This is a genomic window from Micromonospora orduensis (genome assembly GCF_006228125.1).
GTDB classification, from domain to species: domain Bacteria; phylum Actinomycetota; class Actinomycetes; order Mycobacteriales; family Micromonosporaceae; genus Micromonospora; species Micromonospora orduensis.
Genome location: NZ_VDFY01000208.1, coordinates 71,876 through 84,166, shown reverse-complemented (window position 1 = coordinate 84,166; position 12,291 = coordinate 71,876). Strand labels below are relative to the sequence as shown.

Genomic DNA, 12,291 nt, shown 5'->3' with positions numbered 1-12,291 from the left:
GCGCGCCGGCCGGGACCGGCTCCGTTGCTCGGATGCCGGCCCCGACCGGGGCGCCGTGGTCAGCGCGGTTTCGTCACACCTGGGTGAACCTCCACTGCTGGTTGCTCGCGCCGTGGCAGGTCCACTGCAGGAGCCGGGCGCCGTCCGCCGTGGAGGCGGTGTTGACGTCCAGGCAGAGACCGCTCTGCACGTTGCGCACCGTGTAGACCCCGGAGGTCGTCGTGGCCGTGGCGGTGAACTTCTGCTGGTTGCTGTTGGTGCAGGTGGCCTGCTGGAGGAAGGCGCCCGCCGCGGTGGAGCCGCCGATCACCTCGGCGCACTTGCCGCTGTGGACCGCCTTGAGGTAGACCGCCCCGCTGCCCGCGTCGACCGCCTGCCACTTCTGGTTGTTGCCCCCGGTGGCCGCCCACTGGTTGATCTGGGCGCCGTCGGCGGTGGAGACGCCGCTGACGTCCATCAGCTTGCCGCTGTGCTGCGCGGTCAGCGTCCAGGTCTTCCCCGCCACTCCGGTGCCGGTGCCCGTGCCGGGCACGCCGACGCCGGCGCCGCCGAACGTGTGCGAGTCGAGGTCGAACCAGTTGTTGCCGCTGCCCTTGAACACCATGTAGAGCGTCTGCGTCCCCGCCAGGGCGGCGACGCTGACCGGTGCCGTGGACTGGTAGTTGTCCCAGCCGCCGGTGCTCGGCACCGGTGTGGTGGCCAGCAGCGTTCCGGTGGGTGAGCCGGCCCGCAGCTCGATGGTGCCACCACCGGACGGCGACGACAGCCGGTAGCTGACGGTCGAGATGCCCGACAGGCTCATCGGGCTGAACGCGATCCAGTCGTTGTTGGAGATGTCACCGACGCGCTTGGTGCTCTCCGCGGCCGCCTGGTCGACGACCCGGATGCCGGACTGGCTGCTGAAGTACTCGGACTGCTTGTGCTTCGGCTGGAGGATCGCCTGCGCGGTGCCGGTGAGCGGAGCCGCGCCCCCCGCCCCGCCGTTGTCGGTGTACCGCGCGTTCAGCACGTAGAACAGGTTGGCGCCGTCGGGGTGCCCGCCGAGCAGGTCGGTGGAGATGGTGCCCGAGCAGCCCGGGTACTCGGTGGTCTCGTGGGCGTGGTCGTCGTGACCCAGCGCCGGGTTGAGGATCACCTTCGAACAGTCGATCGTGCCGCCGTCCGGGTCGGTCACGGTGATCTGGTACGGCACCTTGTCGCCGAAGGTGAGCATGCCTCCGTTCGGCGGGGTGGTGATGGTGACCACCGGCGCGCTGTTGCCGACCGTGATCTGGACATTGGCGAAACCCGTCTTACCTGTGTTGTCGGTGACCTTCAACTGGGCCGTGTAGTTGCCGTTGGAGGTGTACACCTTCGACGGGTTGGCCGCCGTGGAGGTGGTGCCGTCGCCGAACGTCCACTGGTAGCTCAGCGTGTTGCCGTCCGGGTCGGAGGTGCCGGCGCTGCTGAACTGGACGGTGAGCGGCGCGGTGCCGCTGGTGGGCGTGCCGGTGGCCTTGACGATCGGTGACCGGCCGCCCTGGATGTAGTCGATCCGGTAGAGCCCGGAGTCGCTGTTGCCGCCACCGAAGTTGGTGCCCCACTCCAGCAGGTAGAGCGAGCCGTCCTTGCCGAACTCCATGTCCATCGGCTTGTTGAACCCACCACCGGGCAGGAACGGGTTGGTGCGGGTCACCGCCGAGGAGGAGTCGAAGTGCACCTCCTTGATGTAGTTGCGCGACCACTCGTAGAAGAAGTGCACGCCGTCGTAGTAGGGCGGGAACTTCGTCGCGGATGGGTTCGACGCGTCGTACCGGTAGACCGGGCCGCCCATCGGCGCGGAGCCGCCGGAGCCCAGCTCCGGGAAGGTCGGCGAGGTGCCGTAGCCGTACCAGATGTTCGGCGCGACGATCGGCTTGAGGGTGGTGAGGCCGGTGTTGTTGGGCGAGTTGTTGACCGGCGCGTTGCAGTTGAACTTCGCGCCGACGACGCCGGTGTCGGGGTTGTACGGCGCGTAGGGCTGGTTGTCACCGTGGCAGAACGGCCAGCCGTAGTTGCCGGGCGTCTTGATCACGTTGAGCTCGACCAGGCCCTCGGGGCCCCGGTTGGTGGTCGGCGGGTTGCGGTCCGGTCCGTAGTCGGCCAGGTAGACCCAGCCGGTGGCCGCGTCGATCGAGAAACGGAACGGGTTGCGGAAGCCCATCGCGTAGATTTCCGGCTTGGTCTGCGCCGTGCCCTGGGGGTAGAGGTTGCCGCTCGGGATGGTGTAGCCGCCGTTGGCTCCGGGGCGGATGCGCAGCAGCTTGCCGCGTAGGTCGTTGGTGTTGCCCGCGGTCCGGGCGGCGTCCAGGTTGGACTTGCCCGAGCGCCAGTCCAGCGGGGCGTAGCCCTGCCAGTTGGGGTCGAGGTTCGGGGGCGTGTCGTCGCCGGTGCCGATGTAGAGGTTGCCGTCCGGACCGAACTCGATGTAGCCGCCGGTGTGGCCGGGCTCCGGGAACGTCCGGTCACGGTACGCCGGGATGTCGATGATCGTCACACCGCTGGACATGTTCAGCGTGTCACCGCTGAGGGTGTAGCGGGAGACGCGGTTGACGTCGGTCGAGCTGCTCGCCGGCGAGTGGTAGAGGTACACGTACCCGTTGGTGGCGAAGTTGGGGTCCAGGGCCATGCCGGTCAGGCCATCCTCGCCTCCGGTGTAGACACTAAGCGTGGCGGCGGTGACGGTGCTGTTGGTGGAGGGCTTGAAGATCTTGACCTGTCCGCCGCGCTGGGCGTAGATGACCCGGCCGTCCGGTGCCACGGCCAGCGCCATCGGGTCGACGGTGTTGTCGTCGAGGGTCCGCTTCTCGAAGTTGCCCCAGACGGTGCCGCCGCAGTCGCCGGGGACGTTCCCGGCGGCCCACTTGACACCACCCAGGACGTGGTTGCGGAAGTTCGTCTCGCTGTACGAGTCGATGGCGTGGCCCATCGCGGTGGCCCACACCCGACCGCCGCTGACGTTGCGGCACCAGGAGATCGGGTGGTCCGGGCCCATGGCCCGGGATCCCGGGTTGTACGTCCGCTCGTCGGCGGTCACCAGGACGTGCACGTTGCCGCGCGGGTTGGTGTCGAAGTTGTACCACTCCTCGCTGCGGTTCCATCGGTCCGGCAGGCCGGCCGTCGACGGGTGCTGCTTGTCCGCGACGATGGCGGTGCCGGGCAGTACGCCGGGGGAGTGCTCGGGCATGTGGGCGCCGCCGTTGATGGTCTGGTCCCACCACGGGTATTCGGATTCGATGCCCATGTCGGTGGCGTTGTGGACGCCGACGATGCCCTTGCCGCTGGCGAGGTAGCCCTCGACGGCCTGGCGCTGGGCGGCTGAGGTCCAGACCATGCCGGAGGTCTGGAACATGATGATGACGTCGAATGTCGCGAGGTTGGCCGGGGTGAAGACGCTTGAGTCCTCGGTCTGCACCAGCTCGAAGTTGTTCGCCGCGGCCTGCTGCTGGAACATGGAGATCCCGGCGGGGATCGAGTCGTGCCGGTAGCCGGCGGTCTTGGTGAACAGCAGGGCGCGGAAGGCCGGGGCCGCCGAAGCGGGTGGCGCGAGGCCGAGCGACAGTAACAGGCCGGCGATCACTGCGATGATCAATGTGGTGCGGCGCATGCCGTCTCCTAGGTTGGGCGAGCAACTCCGATTGCGACCACGGGCCCCACGGCGCGTCTGGTTCCGCCTGGACGCGTGCGGGGGCGCGAGTGTGCTTGGTCGGTCCTCGTGCCGTTCGCCGAAACGGCAGTCAGACCCGCAGGTCGTCACACAGCGTGATGACCGCTGTGGTCCCCATCCCGTGGCCGACGAGGCCAGGATGAGCTAGCAATAGATGGCTGTCAATTAACGGAGCGACGCCCGTCGCCCTGCCCAGGTGACGACGGTCGTTATCGACTCCCTCGCTGCGGCGCCGCTGCCGATCGAGTGGCGGCCCTGGCAATCAGCCCCGGTCGAGGATTGCGGACCTGCATCCAAACATCTATCTTCATACGTGTGATGTTTCGTCTATGTCAAGGGAATGTTCGCAACGCGCGAACGTAAGCATCCGGCGGCGCCGACGAAAGTCTGTTCGTCCAGTGCCTCGAACCCGGCCGTCGTGCGGTGCCGGCTCCTGTCAATGACTACTGTCTGTGAGGGCTTTCCGGATGTCAGACCCACGGCCGGCGCCGCTGCTCACCCTTCGGGGCATCGGCAAGTCCTTCCTCGGGGTACGCGTGCTCGACGGTGTCGACCTCGATGTGGCGCCCGGCGAGGTCCACGCCGTCGTCGGTGAGAACGGCGCTGGGAAGTCCACCCTCATGAAGATCGTGTCGGGCGGGTACGCCCCCGACGGGGGGACCGTCGAACTCGCCGGCGAGCCACGTGTGTTCCGTGGACCGCGCGACGCCCAGCGGGCCGGCATCGGGATCATCCACCAGGAGTTCAACCTGCTTCCGGGGCGCACCGTCGCGGAGAACGTCTACCTGGGACACGAGCCGGTCCGCCGCGGGTTCGTCGACCGTCGGGAGATGCTCGACCGCACCGCTCGGCTGCTCGCCTCGATCGGGGAGACCGCCCTGCCGGCCGACGCCCGGGTGGGACGCCTCGGCGTCGCACAGCAGCAGGTCGTCGAGATCGCCAAGGCGCTCGCCCTGGACGCGCGCCTGCTCATCATGGACGAACCGACGGCGGCGTTGGCCGACCACGAGGTCGAGCTGCTCTACGGGCTGGTGCGCCGGCTCCAGGAGCGGGGCATCGGCCTGCTGTACGTCTCGCACCGGCTCACCGAGGTCTTCGACCTGTCCAGCCGGATCACGGTCCTGAAGGACGGCCGTCGGGTCACCACAGTGGACACCGCCACGACGACCGCCGACGAGCTGGTGCGGCACATGGTCGGCCGGGAGCTGTCCAGCTACTACCCCGAGCGGGCGGCCCCCGAGGATCTCGGCCCGGTACGGCTCACCGTCCGCGACGCGGGGAACCGGAAACTGCGCGACGTCGACCTCCAGCTGCGCGCCGGCGAGGTGCTCGGCATCGGCGGCCTCCAGGGCTCCGGGCGGTCGGCGCTGGCCCGCGCGCTCTTCGGCGTCTCCCCGTTCACGACAGGCGACGTCACGCTCGACGGCCGACCGGTCCGGCTCCGATCTCCGCGCACCGCGATGCGGGCCGGCATCGCCTACGTCACCGAGGATCGCAAAGGCGAGGGGATCGTGCCCCGGCAGTCGGTGCTCGACAACGCGCTGCTCGCCAGCCGGGCCGTCTTCGCCGCTCGGTCCGGCCGCGCGGCGAGGACGGTCCGGGTGCGCGAGTTGCTCGCCGCCGTGGAGGTCCGTGGCGCCGGTGACGACCAGGAGATCCGTTTCCTCTCCGGCGGCAACCAGCAGAAGGTCGTCCTGGCCCGGTGGCTCGCGCTCAACCCACGGATCCTGCTCTTCGACGAACCGACCCGGGGGATCGACGTGGGAGCGAAGTCGGCCATCCACGATCTCGTGCGCCGCCTGGCCCGCGACGGCGCCGCCGTGCTGATGATCTCGTCCGATCTGCCCGAGCTGTTGGGGATGAGCGACCGGATCGTCGTCATGCGCGACGGCCGGATCGCCGGCGAACTGCCCGCCAGCGCGAGCGAGGAGGACGTCGTGGCCCTGGCCGTCGGCACCGTACGGGAGGCCGCCGCGTGAGCGCGAGGAGTGAGCCGGGTTTGCGAGCCCCGCAGTCGCGAACGGAGGTGGCTCGGTGAGCGCGAGGAGTGAGCCGGGTTTGCGAGCCCCGCAGTCGCGAACGGAGGTTGGTCGGTGAGCGCCCTGTCGCTGCTGCCGGCCCGACGCCCCGTGCCTGGCGTGTTCGTGGCCCTGACCCTCACCCTCGTCATCGGCTGGCTGGTCGTCCTGGTCGACGGTGGTCAGCTGTTCAACCAGTCCACGACGGTGAGCCTCCTGCACGTCGCCGCCGGCCTCGGGCTCGTCGCCGTCGGCCAGACCCTGGTCATCCTCGGCGGTTCGTTGGACCTCTCCGTGGCGTACGTGATCAGCCTCAGTACTCTCGTCGCGGCCGAGACGATGAACGGCAGCGACGGCGCGCTGATGCCGGCGATCGGCCTGGCGCTCGCGGTCAGCGCGGCTGTCGGGCTGCTCAACGGGCTCCTGGTCACGAAATTCCGGGTCAACGCGTTCATCGCCACCCTCGGCGTCGGACTGCTGCTCAAGGGGTACCTCGACAGCGGCTACGACGGCCCGGCCGGCACCACCTCGCCCACTCTGGTGCAGACCCTCGGCTACCAGCGGATCGGTCCGGTGCCACTGTCGTTCCTGCTGCTGGTCGCCGTGACCGGGGCGGCCTGGTTCGCGCTCTCGCGGACCCGCTTCGGCCACCACCTGGTCGCCGTCGGCGGTGACCCGGAGGTCGCCCGGCTCTCCGGCGTCCGCAACGACCGGGTTCTCGTCACCGCCCACGTGCTGTGCTCGCTGTGTGCCGGGCTCGCCGGGATCTACCTCGCCAGCCGGCTCGGCTCGGGCGCCCCCCGGGTGGGCACCGAGGGCCTGTACGACCTGGAGTCGATAGCTGCGGTGGTGATCGGCGGCACCGCCCTCGCCGGTGGGCGCGGCGGTGTCATCGGCACCGTCGGCGGCGTGCTGCTGCTCGCCAGCATCGACGCCATCTTCAACCAGCTCGAGGTCGACGCCTTCTTCAAGCAGGTGATCCGGGGCGTCATCATCATCGCCGCGGTCGCCGTCTACGCCCGCCGGGCCATGCGAAAGGCGGCCTAGTCATGCAGACCGTCCAGCCCCGTTCGTTGCCGCTGCGTCTGCCGCGGGTGCGTCCCGGTGGTGTGCTGCCGATCCTCGCGATCCTCGCGGTGCTGCTGGTGCTCGTCGCCATTCGGCAGCCCGACTTCCTGGCCCCGTCGTCGCTGATGTCGTTCCTCGGCCGGTCAGCGCCGATCATCCTGCTCGCCGCCGGCCAGTACTTCGTGATCGTCTCCGGCGAGTTCGACCTCTCCGTCGGCTCGCTGGTCACCGCACAGGTGGTCGTGGCCGCCCGGCTGATCGACGGCGATCCGGCGCGCACCTGGCCGGTGGTCCTGCTGCTGCTCGCCTTCGGGGCGGTGGTCGGGTTGGTCAACGGCCTGATCACCACGCGGCTGCGGGTGCCGTCGTTCATCACCACCCTCGGCATGTTCCTGATCCTCGTCGGCGCGGTCTACCTGTGGTCCGACGGCGCGCCGAAGGGTCAGCTGTCCGAGGAGTTCCGGCGGTTCGGCCGGCGGGCCGTCGAGGACGTGCCGCTGCTGGGCCGCGTGCCGTACGCGCTGATGGTCCTGGTGGTCCTGGCGGTGGCGGCCGTGCTGCTGATGCGGTCCGACTTCGGCCGGACGCTTGTCGCCGTCGGCGACAACCCGCGCACCGCAGAGCTGAGCGGGGTACGCGTCTGGCGTACCCGGACCATCGCCTTCATCCTCAGCGGGCTCGCGGCGGCCGTGGCGGCGATCCTCCTGGGCGGCTACAGCGGCGTGTCGTTCCAGGCCGGCGCGGGCCTGGAGTTCGGTGCGATCACCGCGGTCGTCCTCGGTGGAGTGGCCCTGGGCGGGGGGCGCGGCGCGGTCGTCGGCGCGATGCTCGGCGCGCTGACCCTCGAACTGCTGTTCGCCCTCATGAATTTCTACGGCGTCTCCGGCGCCCTCAGGTCGACCGTCCAGGGCGCGATCATCCTGCTCGCCGTGGCGGTCTCGGCAACCCGTTCTTCGTCGAGATAAAGGGGAACCATAGTGCGACGTTCCATGGCGGCTCTGGCCGCCGTCACCCTGCTGTCCCTCGCCGCCTGCGCCACGGACGAGCCGGCCGCGAGCCCGTCGGGGAGTGCATCGGCCGCTGCTGGGTCCGGCACCGGGGACCAGTCGAAGTTCTTCGTGCAGGCCGACTACGACGCGGAGCTCGGGCTGCTCGACGCCGCCGCGACCGGCCCGGCCGACAAGCCGTGGGAGCAGGTGCTCAACCCGACGATGGTCGACACCGCCAAGTTCAAGAAGAACGGCCCGCACAAGATCTGCTTCTCGAACGCGGCATTGAACAACCCCTGGCGGCAGGTCGGCTTCAAGACCATGCAGGCCGAGGTCGAGGCACAGAAGAGCCGCATCAAGGAGTTCGTGCACGTCGACGCCGAAGGCAAGGACCAGAAGCAGATCGCGGACATCAACGACCTGCTCGGCAAGGGCTGCGACGCGCTCATCGTCTCGCCGAACACCACCGCCACCCTCACCCCGGCCGTCGAGGCGGCCTGCCAGGCGGGGCTGCCGGTCGTCGTCTTCGACCGTGGTGTCAACACGAAGTGCCCGGTGACGTTCATCAACCCGATCGGCGGCTACGGCTTCGGTCACGTCGGGGCCGAGTTCGTCAGCCAGAAGATGAAGCCAGGCGGCAAGGTCCTCGCCCTGCGGATCCTGCCCGGCGTCGACGTCCTGGAGACCCGCTGGTCGGCGGCGAAGGTGGCGTTCGACAAGGCGAAGGTCGACGTTGTCGGCGTCGAGTTCACCGACGGCGACCCGGCCAAGACCAAGAAGATCGTGGACGACTACATCCAGCGGTACGGCACCATCGACGGCGTCTGGATGGACGCCGGAGCCGTCGCCGTCGCCGCCGTCGAGGCGTTCCAGGACGCGGGCAAGCGCGTTCCACCGATGAACGGCGAGGACCAGCTCGACTTCCTGAAGATCTGGAAGGACAAGAACCTCACCGCGATCGCGCCGACCTACCCGACCTACCAGTGGCGTACGCCGATCATCGCCGCGCTGCGGATCCTCGACGGCGAGCAGGTGTCCAACCCCTGGAAGCTGCCCCAGCCGACAATCACCCAGGACAACCTGGACCGGTATCTCGACCCGAACATGCCGCCGCTGCACTACGCGATGTGCGGCTGCACCGACCTGCCCGGTTACCCGCAGCGCTGGAAGTAGGTGCCGGTGTACGCCATCGGCGTCAACCCCTGGGTGTGGGCCTCGCCGGTCGACGACGAGGCCCTCGCCGAGCTGATTCCCCGGATCGCGTCGTTCGGCTTCGACGCGGTCGAGTTGCCGATCGAGCAGCCCGGGGACTGGGACCCGATCCGTACCCGGGACCTGCTGGCCGCGCACGGTCTCGCCGCGGCCGGGGTCTGCGCGGTCACCCCGCCGGGTCGGGACCTGGTGGACGCCGCCCCGGTCGTCGTCGAGTCGACAGTCGCGTACCTCATGGGGTGTGTGGCGAGCGCGGTGGCCGTCGGGGCGCCGTGTGTCGGCGGTCCCGTGTACGCCTCGGTCGGCCGCACCTGGCGGATGTCGCCGGCGGCCCGGGCGGCCTGCTACGCGGACTTCCGGCGGGCTCTGGCGCCGGTGGCGGAGCAGGCCGGTGAATCGGGCGTCAGCATCGGTGTCGAGGCGTTGAACCGCTACGAGACGAGCGTCGTCAACACGGTCGAACAGACCCTCGAACTGATCGACGGACTGCCACCGAACGTCGGCATCATGATCGACACCTACCACATGAACATCGAGGAGTCCGATCCCTACGCGGCCCTCTCCGTCGCCGGCGGGCACATCAAGCACGTCCAGGTCAGCGGCACCGACCGCGGCGCTCCCGGCACTGACCACTTCGACTGGCCCCGCTTCTTCACCTTCCTGTGCGACACCGGCTACCAGGGCGCCGTCTGCATCGAGTCGTTCACGGCGGAGAACGAGACCATCGCCACCGCCGCGTCGATCTGGCGACCGTTGGCACCCTCGCAGGACCGTCTCGCCACCGACGGTCTGCGCTACCTGCGGGAGGTGCTCGCGTGATCCGCCGCCGCGTTCCGAACCCGCGCCGTCCAGGCGCCGCACCCCTCTCACGTCAGGAGAACCCTCCCGTGCCCGTCCCGTCCATCGCAACGCCGCGCCGGTTGCTGACCGGCGCCGCCGCGACAGCGTTGACCGCGCTGGTCGCGGTGACCGCCTCGGCGTCCCCGGCCCAGGCGGCGACCACCACCCTCTACGCGTCACCCTCCGGCACCGGCACCACCTGCTCCGCCAGCCAGCCGTGTTCGCTGTCCGCCGCGCAGACCGCGGTGCGGGCGGTCAACAGCGCGATGTCCGGTGACATCGTCGTGGAGCTGGCCGACGGCGCGTACCGACTCTCGTCGCCCATGCGGCTGACCGCGGCCGACTCGGGCACCAACGGCTACCAGGTGATCTGGCGGGCGACCGCCGGCGCGCGCCCGACCATCACCGGCGCCCGGGCCGTCACCGGCTGGTCGCTCGTCGACTCCGGGAAGAACATCTGGCGTGCCAACGTCGGCGCCGGGCTCGACAGCCGTCAGCTCTACGTCAACGGGGCCGTCGCCACGCGGGCGCGGACTGCCGTGAACCGCTCCGACTTCACCTTCACCACGAGCGGTATGCGGTTCAGCAACAGCGCGCTCAGCTACCTCAACAACCTGGGCAACCAGAACCGGGTCGAGGTGGAGAGCGTCGGCTCGTTCACCGACCGGTACTCGCCGGTGCAGAGCATCAGCGGGAACTTCCTCACCATGCAGCAGCCCGCGTGGAACAACAACACGTTCGGCTTCGACACGCTCTCCAGCCCGCACCGGGCGGGGCCGTTCTACCTGACCAACGCGTACGAGTTCCTGGACTCGCCGGGGGAGTGGTATCTCAACCCGGGCAACGGCCAGCTCAACTACATCCCGCTCGCGGGGCAGAACATGGGCACGGTCAGCGTCGAGCTGCCGCAGTTGCAGTCCCTGGTCAACGTCGGCGGCACCTACGACGCGCCGGCGCACCACATCTCGTTCAGCGGCATCACCTTCACCGGCACCAGCTGGCTCGGCCCGAGCAGCAGCAACGGCTTCGCCGACCAGCAGACCGGCGCCCACATCACCGGCACCTGGTCCCGCCCGTCCGACGCGCTGACGTCCTGCCAGGCCGGCTGCCCGCAGTTCGAGGCCACCCGGCCGAACTGGAACCAGATGCCCGCCGCCGTGCAGGTCTCCGCCGCCAACACCATCACCTTCAGCGACTCACAGTTCGTCAACCTGGGGCAGACGGCCATCGGGATCGGTAACGACGCCAACGCCCACGCCAGCGGCGTCGGGCTGGGCGCCAGCAACATCACGGTCACCCGTTCCGAGATCGCCCGCAACTCGGCAGGCGGCATCGTGGTCGGCGGCGTACGGGCCGACGCCCACCACCCCAGCGACCAGCGGATGGTCAACCGCAACATCACGGTCAGCAACAACCGGGTGCACGATCTCGGGCTGGAGTACCGGGGCGTGGTCTCGATCCTGACCACCTACGTCAACACCGCGCTGGTCTCGCACAACGAGGTCTACAACATGCCGTACACCGGCCTGTCGGTCGGTTACGGCTGGGGCGCGAACGACGCGGGCGGCAGCCAGCACTACGCCAACCGTGGCCTGTACAACTACCAGCCGCGCTACACCACGGCCACCACGGCGGCCAACAACCAGGTCATCGGCAACTACGTGCACGACGTGATGCAGCAGATGACCGACGGCGGGTGCATCTACACGCTCTCGGCGAACCCGGGCGGGACCATCAACGAGAACTACTGCCTGCGTACCAACGGGTGGTTCGGGCTCTACTTCGACGAGGGCTCCCGCTACTACACCGCCCGCAACAACGTGTTCTCCTCCACCGGCACCTGGGCCACCGCCAACTACTGGTACGCGGAGAACATGGGCAACTTCACCGTCACCAACAACTGGTCGACGAACAACAGCACGAACGTGACGAACGGCGACCGCGGCAACGTCGTCAACGGCAACGTGACGGTCAGCAACGGGAACTGGCCGGCGGGCGCGCAGACGGTGATCAACGCGGCTGGTGTGCAGAGCGGTGGCAGCACCAACCCGCAGAACGTGCAGATCGTGGGCGTCCAGTCGGGTCGCTGTGCCGAGATCGCCGGGTCCAGCACGACCAACGGCACGCAGGCCCAGATCTGGGACTGCATCAGCGGCGCCACCAACCAGCGGTGGACCGCCACCGCCAGCCGGCAGCTCATGGTCTACGGCACCAAGTGCCTGGACGCCACCGGCCAGGGCACCAGCAACGGCACCGCGGTGGTCATCTGGGACTGCAACGGTCAGGCCAACCAGCAGTGGAACATCAACGCCAACGGCACGATCACCGGTGTGCAGTCGGGCCTGTGCCTGGACGCGAACGGTGCCGGGACGGCGAACGGCACCATGTTGATCCTCTGGTCCTGCAACGGCGGCACCAACCAGCAGTGGCAGCTGCGCGGCTGAGACAGCGGCGTGCTCCAACAGGTCCGGGCCGGGGC

At 69.2% G+C, this 12,291-nt stretch carries 7 protein-coding genes; 6 read left to right on the top strand and 1 reads right to left on the bottom strand.

Annotation, left to right across the window (positions count from 1 at the left end; genetic code table 11):
• Nucleotides 1-73: 73 nt before the first annotated feature.
• Complete coding sequence (locus FHG89_RS24145; RefSeq protein ID WP_139586695.1) at nucleotides 74-3,625, bottom strand: ThuA domain-containing protein; 3,552 nt, start codon at nucleotides 3,623-3,625, stop codon at nucleotides 74-76.
• Nucleotides 3,626-4,152: 527 nt separating this feature from the next.
• Here FHG89_RS24145 and FHG89_RS24140 point away from each other — a divergent pair.
• The 6 genes from FHG89_RS24140 to FHG89_RS24115 all read left to right on the top strand — a co-directional run bounded on the left by FHG89_RS24140 (nucleotide 4,153) and on the right by FHG89_RS24115 (nucleotide 12,256).
• Nucleotides 4,153-5,664 (top strand): sugar ABC transporter ATP-binding protein, encoded by a 1,512-nt coding sequence (locus FHG89_RS24140; RefSeq protein ID WP_139586694.1) that lies wholly within the window; start codon nucleotides 4,153-4,155, stop codon nucleotides 5,662-5,664.
• Nucleotides 5,665-5,778: 114 nt separating this feature from the next.
• Nucleotides 5,779-6,750, top strand: coding sequence for an ABC transporter permease (locus FHG89_RS24135; RefSeq protein WP_139586693.1), 972 nt, complete (start codon nucleotides 5,779-5,781; stop codon nucleotides 6,748-6,750).
• A 2-nt stretch (nucleotides 6,751-6,752) separates the two neighbouring features.
• Complete coding sequence (locus tag FHG89_RS24130; protein WP_139586692.1) at nucleotides 6,753-7,736, top strand: ABC transporter permease; 984 nt, start codon at nucleotides 6,753-6,755, stop codon at nucleotides 7,734-7,736.
• A gap of 12 nt (nucleotides 7,737-7,748) precedes the next feature.
• Nucleotides 7,749-8,933 (top strand): substrate-binding domain-containing protein, encoded by a 1,185-nt coding sequence (locus FHG89_RS24125; RefSeq protein WP_244295765.1) that lies wholly within the window; start codon nucleotides 7,749-7,751, stop codon nucleotides 8,931-8,933.
• Between the two features lie 6 nt (nucleotides 8,934-8,939).
• Entirely contained in the window at nucleotides 8,940-9,791 is an 852-nt protein-coding gene (locus tag FHG89_RS24120; RefSeq protein WP_139586691.1) for a sugar phosphate isomerase/epimerase family protein, read from the top strand.
• 68 nt (nucleotides 9,792-9,859) lie between these two features.
• Nucleotides 9,860-12,256, top strand: a complete 2,397-nt coding sequence (locus tag FHG89_RS24115; RefSeq protein WP_139586690.1) for an RICIN domain-containing protein — start codon at nucleotides 9,860-9,862, stop codon at nucleotides 12,254-12,256.
• The last annotated feature ends 35 nt before the right edge of the window (nucleotides 12,257-12,291 follow it).

Coding starts and splice junctions, on each gene's coding strand:
- FHG89_RS24140 (WP_139586694.1), top strand. CDS start 4,153: ATGTCAGACCCACGGCCGGCGCCGCTGCTCACCCTTCGGGGCATCGGC.
- FHG89_RS24130 (WP_139586692.1), top strand. CDS start 6,753: ATGCAGACCGTCCAGCCCCGTTCGTTGCCGCTGCGTCTGCCGCGGGTG.
- FHG89_RS24145 (WP_139586695.1), bottom strand. CDS start 3,625: ATGCGCCGCACCACATTGATCATCGCAGTGATCGCCGGCCTGTTACTG.